We start from the raw sequence: 17,038 nt of genomic DNA, 5'->3' as shown, positions 1-17,038 counted from the left end.
CTTGCTTTTCGGCAGCCTGCGCGGCACGTGGTCTACTTGTCGCCGTGGAACTTCTGCATTCGGGCAAGGTGAGGGACGTCTACGCCGACGGCGACGATCTGATTCTGGTCGCCTCGGACCGCATCTCCGTCTACGACGTGGTGCTGCCGACCCCGATCCCGGACAAGGGAAAGCTGCTCACCGCGCTGTCGCTGTGGTGGTTCGAGCAACTGGCCGACCTGGTGCCCCACCACGTCATCTCGGCGACCGACGTGCCGGCGGAGTTCGCCGGTCGGGCGATCCGCTGCCGTCGGCTGGAGATGGTGCCCGTCGAGTGTGTCGCCCGAGGCTTCCTGACCGGTGGTGGCCTGAAGGAGTACGAGCGCACCGGCGCGGTTTCCGGTGTCGAGTTGCCGCGTGGGCTGGTCGAGGCATCGATCCTGCCGGAGCCGATCTTCACCCCGTCGACCAAGGCGCCGATGGGCGAGCACGACCAGCCGATGACCTTCGCCGAGGTGGTCGACAAGGTCGGTGCCCAGACCGCCGAACGGCTGCGTCAGGTGACGATCGACGTCTACTGCCGCGGCACCGAGTTGGCCGCGCAGCGGGGCATCCTGGTCGCCGACACCAAGATCGAGCTTGGGTGGGCGGCGGACGGCACGCTGGTCCTCGCCGACGAGGTGCTCACCCCGGATTCGTCGCGGTTCTGGCCGGCCGAGTCGTACCAGCCCGGTCGGGCGCAGTTCTCCTACGACAAGCAGTACGTGCGGGACTGGGCGGCCAGCAGCGGCTGGAACAAGCAGGCTCCGGCACCCGAGGTCCCGGCCGAGGTGGTCGAGGCCACCCGCGCCCGCTACGTGGACGTCTACGAGAAGCTGACCGGCAACCGCTGGGACTGATCAGTCCAGCCGGTGCCGGCCGGTGTGCTGCTCGGTCACCACTGTCGCGGTGAGGATGCGTACCGTGGTGCCGGCCGGGCCGGTCGCGACATCCATCGCGTCGGTCAGCTCGCGGGCCAGCCAGAGGCCCCAGCCGCCGGCCGTGTCAGGCGTCGGCCGGTTGCGGTTGTCGAGTCGCTGGGCGCTGATGCCCCGGCCGTGGTCGGAGACCTCGCAGAGCAGCTGACCGGGCTCCGCCCAGAGGCGCAGCCAGCCCTGGCCCCCGCCGTGCCGCACGGCGTTGGTGATCAGCTCGTTGACGGCGAGCACGAAGTCGTCGAGACGATCGTCGCGCAGCCCGGCAGCGTACGCGCAGGAGGCGACCGAGTGTCGAAGCTCGGTCACCTGAGCCTGGTCGAAGGCATCGGCGATCAGGAGGGCGTGTTCGATGGGCACCACCGTACGCGGTGTGGGGGGTTCTGCGTTCGTCATGGCCCGGTCCCGACAGAAGATCGCGGAGGTTTACGCGGCATTTACCACCGTACGTCAGGGTTCATTGGGCCGCATGGGGCGAGGTGCCGGCTGATCGTTTGTGGCATGGTGACGCACGTGCCCGCGCCCGGTGGTTTCGAGGTCCCGCTCTGGCGTGCCGTCGCGGTTTTCCGGGTGGCTTCCCTGGCGTACGTCTGCGTGGTCGTGGCCCGCGACGCGGACCGGTACGCCCACCCGCTCGCCGCCGGTGCGCTGGTCCTGGTGATGGCGGCCTGGACCGTCGTCACCGCGTTCGGCTACGCGGCGCCGGCCCGGCGCGGCTGGCCGCTGCTCCTGGCCGACCTGGGTCTCGTGGTGGCGATCCTGCTGGTCACCCCGTGGGTGATGGGCCGGGAAGCCCTCGACGCCGGTCTGCCGACGCTGGCGATCGCCTGGCTCAGCGGGCCGGTGCTGGCCTGGGCCGTCTCCGGTGGCCGACGCCGTGGCGTGACCGCCGCGTTGGTGATCGGCGGGACCGACCTGGTGACCCGGGGCATGGTCACCCCGACCGCGATCAACGGCACGATCCTGATGTTGCTGGCCGGTGTGGTGGTCGGGCACGTGGCACGGTTGGCGGTCCGCGCGGAACAGCGGTTGCAGCAGGCAGTCGAGTTGGAGGCGGCCACCCGGGAACGGGAACGGCTGGCCCGGGACATCCACGACTCGGTGCTGCAGGTGCTGGCCCTGGTGTCCCGCCGGGGCGAGCACCTCGACGGGGAGGCCGGTGAGCTGGCCCGGTTGGCCGGCGAGCAGGAGGCGGCCCTGCGCGCACTGATCTCCGACGCCGGGCCGCGCGCCACCGACGGGCCGGTGGACCTGCGTGAACTGCTCGGCCGGTACGCCTCGGCCAGCGTCTCGCTGTCCACCCCCGCCACCGCGGTGCCGCTGCCCCCGCGGGTGGCCCACGAACTGGCCGCCGCCACCGGTGCGGCACTGGACAACGTGGCCCGACACGGCGGCGGACGGGCCTGGGTGCTTGTCGAGGACGAGGAATCGACGGTGACCGTGTCGATCCGGGACGAGGGACCGGGCTTCGCCCCGGACCGGCTCACCGAGGCCGTCGCCCAGGGACGGCTCGGCGTGGCCCAGGCCATCCGGGGCCGGCTGACCGACCTCGGTGGGACGGCCACGATCAGCTCCGTCCCGGGCAGCGGCACCGAGGTCGAACTCACCGTGTCGAGGAGGAGGAACCCGTGAGCGGCGTACGAGTCATGGTGGTGGACGACCACCCGATGTGGCGCGAAGGGGTGGCCCGCGACCTGGCCGAGGCCGGCCATCAGGTGGTGGCCAGCTGCGGTGAGGGCCGCCAGGCGGTCCGGGTGGTGGCCGCCGCCCGCCCCGACGTGGTGGTGCTCGACCTGCAACTGCCCGACGTCTCAGGCGTGGAGGTGATCCGTGGGCTGCGCGCCGCCTGGCCACAGGTCCGCGTGCTGATGCTCTCCGCCAGCGGGGAACAGCAGGGCGTGCTGGACGCGGTAAAGGCGGGCGCCACCGGCTATCTGCTCAAGTCCGCCGCGCTCGCGGAATTCCTCGACGCGGTACGGCGTACGGCGGCGGGCGAACCGGTGTTCACGCCCGGCCTGGCCGGGCTGGTGCTCGGTGAGTACCGCCGGCTGGCCGCCGCCGGTGGGCCGGAGCCGGGCCAGGACACCGCACCCCGGCTCACCGACCGGGAGACCGAGGTGCTGCGGCTGGTGGCAAAGGGGATGTCCTACAAGCAGATCGCCGAGCGGCTCGGCCTGTCCCACCGTACGGTGCAGAACCACGTGCAGAACACGCTCGGCAAGCTGCAACTGCACAACCGGGTCGAACTGACCCGCTACGCGATCGAACGCGGCCTGGACGAGTAGCGCGTCGGCGTCACACCGAGTGCGGCGGGCGGGTCTCGTGCACGGCCAACTCCTCGGCGCTGGCCCCACCACCGGCGCTGCCCGCGTCGTAGGCGATGGCGTCGGCCTCCTGGTCGGTGTGCGTGCCCTCGTCCGGTTGGACCAGCCGACCCACCGTGGCGTCCCCCGCGCCCAACTGCCCGTGGTCGTAGAGGGAGACCTGGGACTTCGGGTCGGAGGTCGGGCCCGGGTCCATCACGTCGGCATCGAGCTGCGCCTGCGCCGCCTGCTCCCGGCTGTCCGCCTCGGCCGCGATGTCCGGGTCCACCGGGGCGGCCAGCGGGTCGTCGACCGGCAACTCGAACTGCTCCCGGCTCAGCTTGTAGTCCAGCGACTCACCGTCGAGCTGCTCGTCGGCGGTGGTGCCGAACTCGTCCACCGCCACCGGCACGCGGTCGCCGGGCAACTGGGCGGGGGCCGGGCCGTCCGCCTCCCGTCCGGTCAGTACGTCGTCCCCGGCCGTCGAGTCGTCGTCGGCGGTGTCGGGCAGACCGTCGGCCTCGGGGTCGGACAGCGGGGTCGGGTACTCGTCTTCGCGCATACCTGCACCACTACCCGCTGCCCCGGTGCCGTAACCGGCATCGTCGGTGCCGATCGGGGACGCCGAGGCCGTCACCGGACGTCACGGCGTTGGCGGGCCATCGCCGCGACGGTGCCGACCGCGGTGCCGGCGGCGGCCAGGCCGAGGGCGGCGGTCACCCGGACCACCTGACGGCGGCGACCGTGCCAGCCGCCCTCCGGGACGCCCTGCGCGTCCGGCTGGAAGACGTTACCGCTGCTGTCGGCGGGCGTGCCGGGGCCGAACTGGGTGCGCTGGGCGTACCAGGCGAGGACCCGTTCGGTGAACGCCGGGGCCAGTCGCCACTGCAGGCCGAGCAACCGGGCGGCACCACCGGCGTACGCCTCACGACGAGGTCGCTGCACCAGCCGGACGATCGTCTCCGCCACCATCGTCGGCGGGTAGACCGGCGGTGGCGGTGCGAACACCTGGCCGGTGTGGTTGGCGGCGTGCCGGAAGAAGGGCGTGTCGATGGCGGCCGGCAGCACCGTGCAGATCGAGATGTCGCCCCGACCGGTGAGCCGCAACTCCTGTCGTACCGTGTCGGACAGCCCGCGGATGCCGTGCTTTGCAGCGTTGTAGGCGGACTGGTACGGCATCGCCACCTCGGCCAGCACCGAGGCGTTGTTGACCACCACACCGCCACCGGCGGCATCCAGATGCGGCAGCGCCGCCCGCATGCCGTACGCGGTGCCGAGCAGATCCACCTCCAGCACCCGGCGGAACTCCGCCACCGGGATCTCGTCGAAGAGCCCGACCACGCCGACCGCGGCATTGTTGATCCAGGCGTCGATGTGGCCGAACTGGGCGACCGCGCTCGCGGCGAGCCGCTCGACCGCCGCCGGGTCGGTGACGTCGGTGGGTACGACCAGGCTCCGAGCGCCCAACTCCTCGCAGCGCCGGGCCACCGCCAGCAGCGCCGACTCGGTCCGGGCGGCCAGCACGAGAGCGCATCCCCGTCGGGCCAGGGCGTACGCGGTCGCCGTGCCGATGCCGCTGGAGGCGCCGGTGATCACCACCGTGCTGTCGCTGATCGGTCGAACGAGAGGCATTGGGTACCGATACCCCACCGTGTCGCCGGTCATGCCGCCGCCGAGCAGCGGCGATCTGCCAGGTTTCGGCTCGTCGGGCCCCGGTTAATGGGACGCTCTGACCGGAGGACCACCGCTCAATTACGCATGGAGGTGACCCATGCGCGTCGGCCTTGTCTGCGCCCACGCCGCTGCGCCGACCTCCGGCGACGGGACCGTCGTCGGCACCTACCAGCACATCGCACGGGTCGCTGCCGAACTGGCCGGACGAGGTCACGACGTGCGGGTGTACACCCGACGGGACAATCCGGACGTCACCGATACCGACCTGGTCGACGGCTACCGGATCGAGCGGGCACCGATCGGACCGGTGGCCCCGACCCCCACCGCCGACCTGGTGCCGTACGTGTCGGAGTTCGGCCAGTGGCTCGCCGACCGGTGGGCGACCGACTGGACGCCCGAGGTGGTGCACGGTCATTACTGGATCGGCGGGCTGGCCGCCGCGCACGCCGTACGGGAGACCGACATCCCCGTCGTGCAGACGTTCCACTCGCTCGGCATGGAGCAACTGCGGCACCTCGGCCCGCGCTACGACGGACCCGGTACCCGCATTCCGCTGGAGCGGGCGCTGACCCGGGCGGTGGACATCGCGGTGGCCCAGTGCAACGACGAGGTGGAGGAACTGACCCGGATGGGTCTGCAACGCATGTCGGTGGCGATGGTGCCGACCGGTGTGGACACCGGGCAGTTCCATCCCGACGGCGAGGCCGCCCCGCGTGACCAGCGCCCCCGGATCCTCTCGGTGGGTGGGCTGTCGCCCGGCCACGGTCAGGACGACCTGATTCGCGCGATGCGCCTGGTCGGCGAGGCGGAGCTGGTGATCGCCGGTGGCCCGCCGGCCGGTCAGCTGGCCGGTCACGCCGAGGCCCGCCGGCTGCGCGAGCTGGCCGAACGGGTGGGCGTGGCCGACCAGGTGCACCTGGTGGGTGCGGTGCCGCACGACCAGATGGCCACCTGGTACCGCTCGGCCGACGTGGTGGCCTGCACCCCGCACTACTCCTCGGCCGGCCGGGTGTCCCTGGAGGCGATGGCCTGCGGTGTCCCGGTGGTCGGATACGCCATGGGCGGCATCGCCGACGCCGTGGTCGACGAGGTCACCGGCAAGCTGGTGCCGCCGGGCGACGTACGCACGCTCGGGATGACCCTGCGCCGGCTGATCACCGACAACGCGGGTCGGTTCGCGTACGGGCACGCGGCCGTCGACCGGGTCCGGTGCAGCTACACGTGGGAACGGACCGCGAGTGCCCTGGAGCGGCTCTACGAGCGGGTGATCGGACGGCGTAAACCGGTCGAGGCGGCCTGAGTCGAGGCGGCCTGGGTCGAGGCGGCCTGAGCCGGGCCGGTCGACTCCGAGTCGCACAGCCGGTCCTCGGCCAGTCGAGGGGCCACCAGAGGCAGCTGCCGGCCGCCCACGCCGCCGTCCAGCACGGCCCGGGTGGTCTCCTGCGCGACCGCGTGATGGTGTTGCGGCTCGGCGTACCTGGTGAGCCCGATGACCGCCGCGAGGGTAATCAGAAAACCGGTGCCGGCGAGCCATTCCCGGCCGGGCCAGATCTTGTCGTTGAGCAGCAGCAGGCCGACGATCGCCGCGGGCACCGCCCCGGCGGCGTCCATCGCGGCCACCGCCGCCGTTGTGGAACCCCGCTGCATCGCCAGCCCGAGCAGCAGCTGGCCGACGATCGAGTGGCCGATGAGCAGGTACAGCAGCGGGTCGGTGAGGAACGCGTCCCAGGTCGGCGCGGAGGCCAGCGGTCGGGCGGCCACCGCGGCGGCGGAGAACCCCAACCCGGCGAGGGAACCGAGCGCCACCGAGCCCGGCGCGCCCTGCAACCGGACCGCGAAGATGCCCAGCACCGCGATCGCCCCCAGGGCCACCAGCAGGGCGATCACCCCGGCCGTGCCGAGTGGCTTCGACGGTGCCGGCTGCGCCGAGAGCACCAGCGCGGTGATCCCGGCGAAGAGCAGCAGCAACAGGACGACCTCGGCCATCGGCAGTCGCCACTTCAACACGATCACGCCCAGCAGGGCGGTGACGCCCAACCCGGCGGCCACGCTCGCCTGCACCAGGAACAGCGGCAGGTCCCGGCGGGCCAGGAAGGCCAGCACGAACCCGCCCACCTGGCAGACCAGACCGACCAGATAGGCGCGATGCCCGGCCAGGCGCAGCAGCAGCCCGGGATCGAAGGTGTGCTGCATCGTGGTGCGAGCGGCGGCGACCGACTGCAACAGGTTGGCGATGCCGTACGCGACGATCATCGCCGCCAGAAAACACCAACTCGCGGTAGCCACCTGGCGAGGATAGAGGCTACCGGGCGTCAGCGCGCGGCCGGCCGACCGAGCCTTTCGAGGATGTCCGGGTGCAGCGTCGCGTTGCTGGCCACGGCGCTGGTCTCGGCTCCGGCGGGGGCTGGACGACCGTCCAGCTCGGTGAATATGCCCCCGGCTTCGGTCACGATGGGTACCAGGGCGGCCACGTCCCACAGCGACAACTCGGGCTCGATCATGATGTCGAGGGCACCCTCGGCCAGCAGCATGTAGCCGTAGAAGTCGCCGTAGGCGCGGCTGCGCCAGGTGTCCCGCATCAACTGGAGCACCGGCTCCAGCCGGCCGTGCTCCTCCCAGCCGCTCAGCGACGAGTAGCACAGGCTCGCGTCGGACAGCTGGCGCACCCCGGAGACCCGGATCGCCTCGCCCCGGTCGGGGGTCGGGCCCGCGTACGCCCCGCTGCCCTGCGCCGCCCACCAGCGGCGGCCCAGCGCCGGCGCGGACACCACGCCGACGACCGGACGGCCGTCCTGCAGCAACGCGATCAGGGTGGCCCAGATCGGTACGCCCCGGACGAAGTTCTTGGTGCCGTCGATCGGGTCCACCACCCACTGGCGGGTGCCGGCGGTGGGCGTCGCGCCGTACTCCTCACCGAGCAGGCCGTCGTCGGGCCGCTGCTGCGCCAGCAGCGCGCGGATCTCGCGTTCCACTGCGGTGTCCGCGTCGGAGACCGGGGTCAGGTCCGGCTTGGACTCCACCCGCAGGTCGAGGGCGCGGAACCGGGCCGTGGAGATGGCGTCGGCGGCGTCGGCGAGGCGGTGGGCGAGGGCGAGGTCGTCGGCGTACCCGGTCATGGGTTGCACCGTAGCGACGCCGGCGGCGCGCCGGCGGAGTGGGTCGCGCTCACTCCGCCCGCCCGCGCGGATCGTGCTCCGGCTCGTCCCGGGGGTTCGTCGCACCGCGCGGGTCGGTCTCACCGGCCCGGGAGGCCAGCAACCGGTGGTACGAGGCCAGCCGGCGCGGGTCGGCCCGACCGTCGGCGACCCAGGCGGCCAGCGCGCACTCGGTCTCGTCGGCGCTGTGTGAGCAGTTCGCCGGACAGTCGACGGTGGCCTCGACCAGATCCGAGAAGCCGTGCAACAGGCTCTCGGCCGACACGTGCGCCAACCCGAAGCTGCGCACCCCGGGGGTGTCCACGATCCAACCCGGGTCGTCCGGCAGGCCGGCCACCGCGGGCAGCCGCAGCGCCACCGCACTTGTCGAGGTGTGTCGGCCCCGGCCGATCGCGCTGACCGTGCCGACCGCCCGTTCGGCCTCCGGAACCAGGCGGTTCACAAGCGTCGACTTGCCGACCCCGGAGTGCCCGACGAGCACCGACACCCGACCGGCGAGCAGGCTGCGTAGCGCGTCCAGCGACGAGTCCGGCCGGATCAGCACGTACGGCAGTTCCAGTTCGGTGTAGTAGTCGAGCACCGTCTCCGGGCCGGCCAGGTCGGCCTTGGTCAGGCAGAGCAGCGGCTCGATGTCCGCGTCGTACGCGGCCACCAGGCACCGGTCGATGAAGCCGGTACGCGGTGGCGGGTCGGCCAGCGCGCTGACGATCACGAGCTGGTCGGCGTTTGCCACCACCACCCGTTCCAGCCGCCCCTCGGCGGTGCTGGCGTCGTCCTCGGCGGTACGACGCAGCACCGAGCGGCGCGGCTCGATCCGGACGATGCGGGCCAGCGCACCGGGGACGCCCGAGGTGTCGCCGACCAGCCCGACCCGGTCGCCCACCACCACCGACTTTCGGCCGAGTTCGCGGGCGCGCATCGCGGTGACGGTGGGGGCGTCCGGCGCGGCTGCGGCCAGCACACAGGTGTACCGCCCCCGGTCCACCGCGATCACGAAGCCGTTCTGCGCGTCGGTGTGCCGGGGCCGGGTGCGGGTACGCGGACGGGAGGATTTGCCGGGCCGGACCCGTACGTCGTCCTCGTCGTACTCGCGCCGCTTGGTCGCCAGGACCGCTCCCGTCTCTGCGTTCAGCTCTTACCGGTCACCATCGCCGACCACAGCGCCGGAAAATCGGGCATGGTCTTGGAGGTGCACGCCACGTCGTCCAACTCGATGCCGGGCACGGCCAGGCCGGCCACGGCGGCGGCGTGCGCCATCCGATGGTCATCGTAGGTGTGGAAGACCCCACCGCGCAGCGGCCGGGGGCGGATCTGGAGCCCGTCGGCCGACTCGGTGACGTCCCCGCCCAGCGCGGTGAACTCACGGGACAGCGCGGCCAGCCGGTCGGTCTCGTGACCCCGGATGTGGCCGACGCCGGTGAACACCGAGGGAGAGTCGGCGAGCATGGCCAGCCCGGTGAACGCGGGGGTCAGCTCGCTGACGTCCGACAGGTCGGCGTGCACACCACGCACCCTGCCGGTGCCCCGCACGGTCAGCCCCTCGGGGGTCAGCGCGACCTCCGCACCCATCTGCTGCAACAGCGAACGCAGCCGCTCCACCGGTTGGGCGCTGCTGCGTGGCCAACCCTGAAGGGTCACCTCACCACCGGTGACCAGGGCTGCGGCAAAGAACGGCACCGCACCGGACAGATCCGGCTCGATCTCCCAGCCTCGGCCGCTCAGCGGGCCCGGCTCGACCACCCAGACGTCGGGCGTGCTGTCGTCGACCGCCGCACCGGCGGCCCGCAGCATCTGCACGGTCATCCGCAGGTGGGGCGCGGAGGGCACGGGCGGGCCGACGTGTCGGATCACCAGCCCGCGGTCGAACCGCGGCGCGGCCAGCAGCAGACCGGAGACCAGTTGGCTGGAGGCGGAGGCGTCGATCACGACCTCACCGCCGGTGACCCGGCCGGTGCCCTGCACCGCCAACGGCAGACTGCCGGTGGCGGGGGTGTCGACGCGTACGCCCAGCGAGCGCAGCGCCTCGATCAACGGCCCGAGCGGGCGGGTCCGGGCGGCCGGGTCGCCGTCGAAGGTGACCCGGCCCTCGGCCAGCCCGGCCACCGGCGGCACGAAACGCATGATCGTGCCGGCCAGCCCGACGTCGACGTGTGCCGGGCCGACCAGCCGGTGCGGCCGGACCAGCCACCGCTCGTCGTCGGCGATCGACACGTGGGCACCGAGTGCCCGCAGCCCACCGGCCATCAGCTCGGTGTCCCGGGCGCGCAGCGGCTTGGCCAGGGTCGAAGGGCCGGCGGCCAGCGCGCTGAGCACCAGGGCGCGGTTGGTCATCGATTTGGATCCGGGCAGCCGCAGCGAGGCCGTGACCGGATTGCTGGCGGTCGGGGCGGTCCACGGCTGTAGCGGCCGGGTCGCGGTCAGGTTCCCCACGACTACATTCTGCCGCGTCGCGGTCGGGCGGTCCGCCCGCCGCCGGTACCACTCCCGGTGGACGGGACATCGCAATCGGTCGCCGGCGCGCTAGCGTGTGCGGCATGTGCGGGAGGTACGCCACGACCCGGAGCTCCGGCGAGCTGAGCGGACTGTTCGAGGCCACCGACGAGACCGAGGGTGAGCTGGTCGCCGACTACAACGTCGCGCCGACCGATCCGGTGCCCCTGGTCCGGCTCGACGCGCAGGGGCACCGGGCACTCTCGCGCGGTCGCTGGGGCCTGCTGCCGCCCTGGTCCCGGTCACCCGCCAACGCTGCCCGCATGATCAACGCTCGGGCCGAGACGGTGGCCACCAGCCGGGCGTACGCTCCCGCCTTCGCCCGCCGCCGGTGCCTGGTCCCGGCCGACGGCTGGTACGAGTGGGTCCGGCGGCCGGACGGCTCGAAACAGCCGTACTACATGACCTCGACGGACGATCCGGTGCTCGCCTTCGCCGGCATCTGGTCGGTCTGGGAAGCTCCCAGCGGACCGCTGCTGACCTTCAGCGTGGTGACCACGGCTGCGCTCGGCGAGTTGGCCGAGGTGCACGACCGGATGCCGCTGTTGCTGCCGCGCCAGCGGTGGGCGACCTGGCTGGGCCCCTCGGACGACCCGGCGAGCCTGCTCGCGCCGCCGCCGCTGGAGTGGCTCGCCGGCGTCGAGATCCGGCCGGTGGGGCCGGGCGTGGGCAACGTGCGCAACGACGGCCCTGAGTTGATCGCCCGGGTGCCGTCGATGCCTGCGGCCGAGCAGGTGGATGTCACCCTGTTCTGACCGGTCCGCCCCCACATTGTCGGGAGTGATTTGCCGCGGTTGCGGACGAAAGGTCAGCAAATCGTTCTGCCAACTTCGCGGCGAAGTCTTGTCTCGATGTGCACAAGTGCGATAGAACACAGCGCCGGTGGTGGGTGTCGCTCCCTTCAAATAGAGCGATATTCATCGATCTTGCTGGTCCCACGGGGGAGGTGGGTGGATGACTCGGGCACGTATGCCCCGTCCACATGAGGTAGCCGCTGCGCGGCGTGATCCGCGACTGTTGCGGGCACTGAGCGAGCGTCGACAGGATGAAGCCTGGCGCACCAGAGGTGCCTGCCAGAGCGTCGATCCGGAGACATTTTTTCCGGCGCCGAACGAGCCGGCCGACGCCGCCGTGTCGTTGTGTCGCAGCTGCGACGTGCAGGGCTCGTGCCTGGCCTGGGCACTGGAGGTCGGCGACTGCCACGGCGTGTGGGGCGGCACCACCCCCCGCGAGCGGCGGGCGATGCTGGTGGCCTGGCGTGACGAGGTCCAACCGGATCCCGATGTGGCAAGCGAGGCGGGCCCTCCCGTCCGCGACCAACTGCTCGCGCTGGTGACGTCCCGCTGAGGACCGGGCTGCCGCCTCGACCGTGACCGCGGCGCGCCCTTTCCTGCCGAGGTCTGCCCCGCACCTGCGAGGTGGGGCCGCAGAATGAGGCGGTGCCGCAGGACGAGATCATCCAGACCCCGCGTGGCCCGGCCCGGGTGGACATCGACACTCCACCCGGACCGGGCCGGTCGCTGCTCGTGCTGGGCCACGGCGCGGGTGGGGGTGTGGATGCCCCCGACCTGTGCGCGCTGCGCGATGCCGCGGTGGCCGCCGGGGTGATCGTCGCTCGGGTGACCCAGCCGTACCGGGTCGCCGGTCGGCGTGCGCCGGCACCGGCCGGGCACCTCGACGAGGCGTGGGGCGTGGTGCTCGCCGTGCTGCGGAACCGCTGGCCGGGCGTACCGGTGCTGGTGGGTGGCCGGTCCAGCGGGGCCCGGGTGGCCTGCCGCACCGCGACCACGGTCGGGGCCGTCGGGGTGGTCGCGCTTGCCTTTCCGTTGCATCCGCCCGGGCGACCGGAGCGCAGTCGGGCCGGTGAGCTGGCGAGCGGACTGCCGACCCTGGTCGTCAACGGCGACCGGGATCCCTTCGGCGTGCCGGAACCTGCTCCGGGGGTGCACGTGGTGATCCGGCCGGGGGAGCGCCACGACCTGCGGGTCGACCCGACCGGCACGGCTGTGGTGGTGCTCGACTGGTTGCGCCGACACGGCTGGGCGCAGGACTGACCGCAGGGCCGTCGGGATCGGGCTCGCGGCGGGTTGAGGCAGCGCGCCGTTTCCGGCTGCCGTTCGGGTCGTTGCACCCGATGGTGTCACCCGGGTTCGGATGGCACCGGGCTCCCAGGCCCTTTCCCGGTCCCGGCCGTGGTGCACCCACCCCCCGGCCGGGACCAGGAATGGGAGGACGCGAGATGGAATGCCCGGACCTGCGACGGATGTTGCACCCCACGGACGAACACTGTGCGAGGGGGGTGACCGGTGCCGATCCAGTTCCGGATCCGGGAGCGCGACGAACGGGAGGCCACGCAGCTCAGGCAGCTGTTGGCCGGACCGGAGTGGCCTGCGGCTGAGCCGCCGGCCAGGGTGGTGACGGGCACACCCGTCGGAACCCAATCTCCCGGCAGGTCTGGACGCGTATCCTCGGCGAGGAAGCATCCGACCCGAGGGGATGTGCGGTTGACCACCGAGAAGACGGACGAGCGCAGGGCCCGGTTCGAACGGGACGCGATGCCATTCGTCGACCAGTTGTACGCGGCGGGGCTGCGGATGACCCGTAACCCGGCGGATGCCGAGGACCTGGTCCAGGAGACCTACCTGAAGGCCTACGCGGCCTTTCACCAGTTCGAGCAGGGTACGAACCTGAAGGCCTGGCTCTACCGGATCCTGACCAACACCTACATCAACACCTACCGCAAGCGGCAGCGACAGCCGGTGCAGGCGCCGACCGACGAGATCACCGACTGGCAGCTCGCCGAGGCGGAGTCGCACACCTCCAGCGGTCTGCGTTCGGCGGAGACCGAGGCGCTGGATCGGCTCCCCGACAGCGACGTCAAGGAGGCCCTCCAGCAGTTGCCGGAGGAGTTCCGGCTCGCGGTCTACCTCACCGATGTCGAGGGGTTCTCCTACAAGGAGGTCGCCGACATCATGGGTACGCCGATCGGTACCGTCATGTCACGGTTGCACCGCGGTCGTCGTAATCTGCGCAAGCTGCTTGAGGGCTATGCCGCGGAGCGCGGCTTCTCCGCCGCGCCGTCGGCCCGGAGTTCGGCCGCTGCCAGTGGCCGGGAGGTGTGACGTGAGCTGTGGAGATCCGCATGAGACGGATTGCCGTGAGGTTCTCGCCGAGGTCTACCTCTACCTCGACCTGGAGTGCGCGCAGGAGCGCCGGACGCTGATCCGGCACCATCTCGACGAGTGCGGCCCCTGCCTGCGGGAGTACGGCATCGAGCAGGAGGTCAAGGCGCTGGTGGCCCGCTGTTGCGGCAACGAGTCCGCGCCTGACGAACTGCGCGAACGGCTGCGGGTACGGATCAGCGAACTCGTCATCTTCGAGAGCACCGAATCGCGCGAACTGGCCGACTGACCCACTTTTCGTACGCAAACGCCGGTGGCCCGAGCTGGGCCACCGGCGTTTCGGCTATGACCCGAGCCGGGTCATCGGCGTTTCCTGTCCGGTCCGCGATGCGGACCAGCTCAGGAGTTGGGGCGCTTGCCGTGGTTGGCGGCGCTCTTCTTACGGGCCTTCTTCTTGCGGGCCTTCTTCGCCATGCTGACCTCCTCGTGATGGTCGGATCGCCTGCGCACGACCTCGGCGCCGGTGCACGCACCGGTCCTCCCGGCGCCAGGGTCCGACCTGTTGATGTTAGAGCCCGCTCCTGGCGAACGCGGGCGGGGCTGCTCCGGCCCACAGGCGGCCGTCGCATGATTTGATACGTCGCAGGCAGTCGCGAGGGAAGGGGCCGAAGATGGCCGAGGAGATCCGCGCCGAGATGGTGGCCAACGTCTGGAAGGTCGTCGCGGCGGCCGGGGACACCGTGTCCGAAGGCGACACCCTGGTGATCCTGGAGTCGATGAAGATGGAGATTCCGGTGGTCGCCGAGTCCGACGGCGTGGTGCAGCAGCTCGCGGTGGACGAGGGCGACGTGGTGCAGGACGGCGACCTGATCGCGGTGATTGGTTGACCGGCCCGCTGGTCCGTCCGGCCGTGCCGGCGGACTATCCGGCCGTGGCCCGGCTCACCGTCGCCGCGTACGAGGCGGACGGGCAGCTCAAAGGCGAGAACGGGTACGCCGACGTGCTGGCCGACGTGGCCGGTCGGGCGGCGCACGGTGAGGTGCTGGTCGCCGCCGACCCGGCCACCGGGCAACTGCTCGGCTCGGTCACCTTCGTCCTGCCCGGCAGCCCGTACGCCGAACTGTGCGGTCCCGGGGAGGCCGAGTTCCGGATGCTGGCGGTGGATCCGGCGGCACAGGGCCGAGGTACGGGCGCAGCACTGGTCGAGGCGTGCGTCGCCCGTGCCACCGAGCTGGGCTGCACCGCCCTGGTCATCTGCGTACGCGACGGCCTGGCCGAATCCGCCCACCACCTCTACCGCCGCCACGGCTTCACCCGTACCCCCCGCCTGGACTGGACCCCCTTACCCGACGTCCACCTCCTGGCCCTCCGCCGCCCCCTCACCCCTTGACCCCCTGACTCCCCGAGAGCCCCGGGACTGCCTGAGACTCCCAGGACTTCCCAGACTTGCCGGGGGATTCGACACCCCGGCGCCTCGCCGCCGATCTTGCACTTTTGGTCGCTGAAATGTCGCGTGTGTCGGCTTTATCCCGACCAAAAGTGCAAGATCGCGGGGTGCCGCGGGTGCCGCGGGTGCTGCGGGTGCCGCGGGGCGGGGGGAGTGGGGTTAGGGGGGTGGGCTGGGGAGGCGGGGGCGGAAGGGGCGGAGGAGGCGGCCGAGTAGGCCGCGGAGGGTGCTGCGGCCGGGGCGGGCGGGTGCGCCGGCCAGCATGCGGGCCAGGGTGGCGCACTCCGGGTCGAGGCCGGGGGTGGCCAGCGCCAGGTGGGCCAGGGAGACGGTCACCGGTAACGGTCCTGCCCGGTCACTTGCCGCAGCCGCGAGACGTTCGGTGACCACCTGGGCCACGTCGGGTCGGATCGACGGGTCGACCCAGGCGGCCGTCACCAGGGCGAACAGGGCCGCTTCGGCGATCTCCGAGGCCTGGGCCAACTCCACCAGCACCTGCCGGCGGGTCGAGGAGGGCCAGGGCTCGTCGGTGCGATGGTGCAGCAGACCGAGGCAGGTCCACACCTGCACGCACCGTACCCACAGCGCGGGGTCCTGGCCGGAGAGCACCCGTCCGAGCGCGTTCTCCGGGGTCTCGGGCGGATGGGCCAGCAGTCCGAGCAGGTCGGTCAGGTCGAGGGTGGCCAGGGCCACCGCCGTGTCGTACGCGGCCGGTGGGTGCGGCCAGGCCAGGTGCGCCAGTTGGCGCAGCCGACGGGTCGCTTCCGCCGAGGGGGGCGGGGTGCCCGGACGTCCCGTCGACGGTTCGGCGCTGGTGAGGGGCAGGGGTTGGGGGCGTACCGTCGGCGGGGTCAGCTGCCCCAGCCACGGGCGGCCACGGCAGCACTCGGCCAGATCGGCGTGCTCGTGCGAGTCGTCCGGGTTGTCGCGGATGTAGTCGGCCAGCGCGACCAGGTGACGGACGTCGCCGTCGCGCTGGAACCGCAGCCGGTGGGCGGTGTGCACCGCGCAGTCGAAGGACGGGTTGCGCGCCAGGGCCCGCTCGATCCAGCTCAGCGCCTCGTCCAGTCGGCCGTGATCGGCCAACGTGCCGGCGATGTCGGCGTACACCGCCAGGTCGTCCGGGTCGTGGTCGACGGCGCGGCGGAGCGCGGCGAGGCCCTCACGGGTGCGGCCGGCGCTGCGCAGCGCGTACCCGAGCCAGACCTCGCCCATCTTGGACGGTGCCGCGCGTACTCCCCGGCCGGCCCAGCGCACCGCGAGCGGCACCTCGCCCGCGCGCCGGGCCAGCGCGGACGCCGTGCCCAGCAGCAGGGCGTGCTCGGGGTGAATGGTGATCGCGTTGCGGGCGAGCGTCAGGTACGGCGTCAGGGCGGCCCGGTCGGACCGGGGTACCGGGTCCGGGGCGGCGGCGCAGACCTGCATCAGCACCCGAGCCACCTGGTCCGGGCCGATCCGCTCGGCCAACTCGGGGGAGGTGACCCAGGGCACGCCCGCCCAGTCCGTTCCGGGGGCGTGCGCGGCGGCGGCGACCAGCAGGTCGAGCCCTTCGGCCGGGTGGCCGGCCGCAGCCAGCAGGTGTGCCCGGGCGACCACCGCCCCGACGAAGGTGTGATGGTGCAGCGGGAAGAGGTCCAGACCGCCGGAACCGCCGGCCGTGGCCAACCGGGCGAGTGTCTCGTGCACCTCGGGCAGGGTCGGCGCCCGGGCGAGCGCGTTCGCGACATGGTCAGCGGCACGCGTCAGGTCACCGGCTTGCAGGGCCTCTCGGGCCAGTGCCAGTTCCTCCGTCGCCGGCAACGCCCGATCGTCCGTTCCCTCGGCCACGTCGTCCTCTCACTTGTCGGTACCGGTTGGCGGTGCGGCCGGGTCAGCGTAGGTGACGGCATCGACT

General features: G+C 72.3%; 20 protein-coding genes. 11 read left to right on the top strand and 9 right to left on the bottom strand.

Translation table 11 applies throughout. From position 1 onward, the window contains the following. Positions 1-44: 44 nt before the first annotated feature. Entirely contained in the window at positions 45-878 is an 834-nt protein-coding gene (locus tag Vgi01_RS06900) for a phosphoribosylaminoimidazolesuccinocarboxamide synthase (protein WP_102658338.1), read from the top strand. On the opposite strand, the gene Vgi01_RS06895 is transcribed toward Vgi01_RS06900, so the two are convergent. After that, complete coding sequence (locus Vgi01_RS06895) at positions 879-1,349, bottom strand: ATP-binding protein (protein ID WP_102658337.1); 471 nt, start codon at positions 1,347-1,349, stop codon at positions 879-881. A gap of 105 nt (positions 1,350-1,454) precedes the next feature. Here Vgi01_RS06895 and macS point away from each other — a divergent pair, with 105 nt between their 5' ends. Next, positions 1,455-2,585, top strand: a complete 1,131-nt coding sequence (gene macS / locus Vgi01_RS06890; protein WP_204290484.1) for a MacS family sensor histidine kinase — start codon at positions 1,455-1,457, stop codon at positions 2,583-2,585. A 14-nt stretch (positions 2,586-2,599) separates the two neighbouring features. Beyond that, a complete protein-coding gene (locus tag Vgi01_RS06885; RefSeq protein ID WP_102658380.1) occupies positions 2,600-3,238 on the top strand; it encodes a response regulator in 639 nt (212 codons plus the stop codon). Positions 3,239-3,248: 10 nt separating this feature from the next. On the opposite strand, the gene Vgi01_RS06880 is transcribed toward Vgi01_RS06885, so the two are convergent. Next, the gene (locus Vgi01_RS06880) at positions 3,249-3,818 is read right to left on the bottom strand and encodes a DUF5709 domain-containing protein (protein ID WP_102658379.1); all 570 of its coding nucleotides are present in this window, start codon (positions 3,816-3,818) and stop codon (positions 3,249-3,251) included. Between the two features lie 71 nt (positions 3,819-3,889). Continuing rightward, a complete protein-coding gene (locus tag Vgi01_RS06875) occupies positions 3,890-4,888 on the bottom strand; it encodes an SDR family oxidoreductase (RefSeq protein ID WP_239088827.1) in 999 nt (332 codons plus the stop codon). A 139-nt stretch (positions 4,889-5,027) separates the two neighbouring features. Here Vgi01_RS06875 and Vgi01_RS06870 point away from each other — a divergent pair, with 139 nt between their 5' ends. After that, positions 5,028-6,230 (top strand): glycosyltransferase, encoded by a 1,203-nt coding sequence (locus Vgi01_RS06870; RefSeq protein ID WP_102658334.1) that lies wholly within the window; start codon positions 5,028-5,030, stop codon positions 6,228-6,230. Here the strand turns inward: Vgi01_RS06870 and Vgi01_RS06865 are convergent. The 4 genes from Vgi01_RS06865 to aroA all read right to left on the bottom strand — a co-directional run bounded on the left by Vgi01_RS06865 (position 6,185) and on the right by aroA (position 10,515). Next, positions 6,185-7,183, bottom strand: coding sequence for a DMT family transporter (locus tag Vgi01_RS06865; RefSeq protein WP_204290525.1), 999 nt, complete (start codon positions 7,181-7,183; stop codon positions 6,185-6,187). The two genes, Vgi01_RS06870 and Vgi01_RS06865, sit on opposite strands and share 46 nt — an antisense overlap. A gap of 59 nt (positions 7,184-7,242) precedes the next feature. Continuing rightward, positions 7,243-8,046 (bottom strand): histidinol-phosphatase, encoded by an 804-nt coding sequence (gene hisN, locus Vgi01_RS06860; RefSeq protein ID WP_204290482.1) that lies wholly within the window; start codon positions 8,044-8,046, stop codon positions 7,243-7,245. Positions 8,047-8,095: 49 nt separating this feature from the next. Continuing rightward, positions 8,096-9,079: a ribosome small subunit-dependent GTPase A gene (gene rsgA, locus Vgi01_RS06855; protein ID WP_204290481.1), complete on the bottom strand. Its 984-nt coding sequence runs from the start codon at positions 9,077-9,079 to the stop codon at positions 8,096-8,098. Positions 9,080-9,213: 134 nt separating this feature from the next. Beyond that, positions 9,214-10,515, bottom strand: coding sequence for a 3-phosphoshikimate 1-carboxyvinyltransferase (aroA, locus tag Vgi01_RS06850; RefSeq protein WP_102658330.1), 1,302 nt, complete (start codon positions 10,513-10,515; stop codon positions 9,214-9,216). Between the two features lie 104 nt (positions 10,516-10,619). Between aroA and Vgi01_RS06845 the strand changes: the two genes are divergently transcribed. The 5 genes from Vgi01_RS06845 (at position 10,620) to rsrA (ending at position 13,986) form a co-directional block, all read left to right on the top strand. Further along, positions 10,620-11,330: an SOS response-associated peptidase gene (locus Vgi01_RS06845; RefSeq protein WP_102658329.1), complete on the top strand. Its 711-nt coding sequence runs from the start codon at positions 10,620-10,622 to the stop codon at positions 11,328-11,330. A gap of 199 nt (positions 11,331-11,529) precedes the next feature. Beyond that, positions 11,530-11,922, top strand: coding sequence for a WhiB family transcriptional regulator (locus Vgi01_RS06840; RefSeq protein WP_102658328.1), 393 nt, complete (start codon positions 11,530-11,532; stop codon positions 11,920-11,922). Positions 11,923-12,014: 92 nt separating this feature from the next. Then, a complete protein-coding gene (locus Vgi01_RS06835) occupies positions 12,015-12,629 on the top strand; it encodes an alpha/beta hydrolase family protein (protein WP_204290480.1) in 615 nt (204 codons plus the stop codon). A 252-nt stretch (positions 12,630-12,881) separates the two neighbouring features. Continuing rightward, positions 12,882-13,697, top strand: a complete 816-nt coding sequence (locus Vgi01_RS06830; RefSeq protein WP_275409877.1) for a sigma-70 family RNA polymerase sigma factor — start codon at positions 12,882-12,884, stop codon at positions 13,695-13,697. 1 nt (position 13,698) lies between these two features. Beyond that, a complete protein-coding gene (gene rsrA, locus Vgi01_RS06825) occupies positions 13,699-13,986 on the top strand; it encodes a mycothiol system anti-sigma-R factor (protein WP_013735734.1) in 288 nt (95 codons plus the stop codon). Positions 13,987-14,096: 110 nt separating this feature from the next. Here the strand turns inward: rsrA and Vgi01_RS31375 are convergent, their stop codons facing one another. Next, the gene (locus tag Vgi01_RS31375; RefSeq protein WP_370461611.1) at positions 14,097-14,171 is read right to left on the bottom strand and encodes a 50S ribosomal protein bL37; all 75 of its coding nucleotides are present in this window, start codon (positions 14,169-14,171) and stop codon (positions 14,097-14,099) included. Positions 14,172-14,368: 197 nt separating this feature from the next. Here Vgi01_RS31375 and Vgi01_RS06820 point away from each other — a divergent pair, with 197 nt between their 5' ends. Beyond that, positions 14,369-14,584, top strand: coding sequence for a biotin/lipoyl-binding carrier protein (locus Vgi01_RS06820; RefSeq protein ID WP_204290479.1), 216 nt, complete (start codon positions 14,369-14,371; stop codon positions 14,582-14,584). Continuing rightward, a complete protein-coding gene (locus Vgi01_RS06815; protein WP_013735732.1) occupies positions 14,581-15,087 on the top strand; it encodes a GNAT family N-acetyltransferase in 507 nt (168 codons plus the stop codon). The genes Vgi01_RS06820 and Vgi01_RS06815 overlap by 4 nt, the downstream gene beginning before the upstream one ends. Before the next feature lie 216 nt (positions 15,088-15,303). Here the strand turns inward: Vgi01_RS06815 and Vgi01_RS06810 are convergent, their stop codons facing one another. Continuing rightward, positions 15,304-16,971, bottom strand: coding sequence for a tetratricopeptide repeat protein (locus tag Vgi01_RS06810; protein WP_204290478.1), 1,668 nt, complete (start codon positions 16,969-16,971; stop codon positions 15,304-15,306). Positions 16,972-17,038: the final 67 nt, after the last annotated feature.

It is taken from the genome of Micromonospora gifhornensis, from assembly GCF_016863515.1.
Taxonomy (GTDB): Bacteria; Actinomycetota; Actinomycetes; order Mycobacteriales; family Micromonosporaceae; genus Micromonospora; species Micromonospora gifhornensis.
This window is presented reverse-complemented; position numbering and strand designations above follow the sequence as displayed.

Bases quoted from the DNA above. Each gene is read 5' to 3' on its own strand.
- Vgi01_RS06820 (WP_204290479.1), top strand. From the start codon at position 14,369: ATGGCCGAGGAGATCCGCGCCGAGATGGTGGCCAACGTCTGGAAGGTC.
- Vgi01_RS06875 (WP_239088827.1), bottom strand. From the start codon at position 4,888: ATGCCTCTCGTTCGACCGATCAGCGACAGCACGGTGGTGATCACCGGC.
- Vgi01_RS06885 (WP_102658380.1), top strand. From the start codon at position 2,600: ATGGTGGTGGACGACCACCCGATGTGGCGCGAAGGGGTGGCCCGCGAC.
- hisN (WP_204290482.1), bottom strand. From the start codon at position 8,046: ATGACCGGGTACGCCGACGACCTCGCCCTCGCCCACCGCCTCGCCGAC.
- Vgi01_RS06870 (WP_102658334.1), top strand. From the start codon at position 5,028: ATGCGCGTCGGCCTTGTCTGCGCCCACGCCGCTGCGCCGACCTCCGGC.
- Vgi01_RS06865 (WP_204290525.1), bottom strand. From the start codon at position 7,183: ATGATCGTCGCGTACGGCATCGCCAACCTGTTGCAGTCGGTCGCCGCC.
- Vgi01_RS06845 (WP_102658329.1), top strand. From the start codon at position 10,620: ATGTGCGGGAGGTACGCCACGACCCGGAGCTCCGGCGAGCTGAGCGGA.
- Vgi01_RS06880 (WP_102658379.1), bottom strand. From the start codon at position 3,818: ATGCGCGAAGACGAGTACCCGACCCCGCTGTCCGACCCCGAGGCCGAC.
- macS (WP_204290484.1), top strand. From the start codon at position 1,455: ATGGTGACGCACGTGCCCGCGCCCGGTGGTTTCGAGGTCCCGCTCTGG.
- Vgi01_RS06895 (WP_102658337.1), bottom strand. From the start codon at position 1,349: ATGACGAACGCAGAACCCCCCACACCGCGTACGGTGGTGCCCATCGAA.
- Vgi01_RS06840 (WP_102658328.1), top strand. From the start codon at position 11,530: ATGACTCGGGCACGTATGCCCCGTCCACATGAGGTAGCCGCTGCGCGG.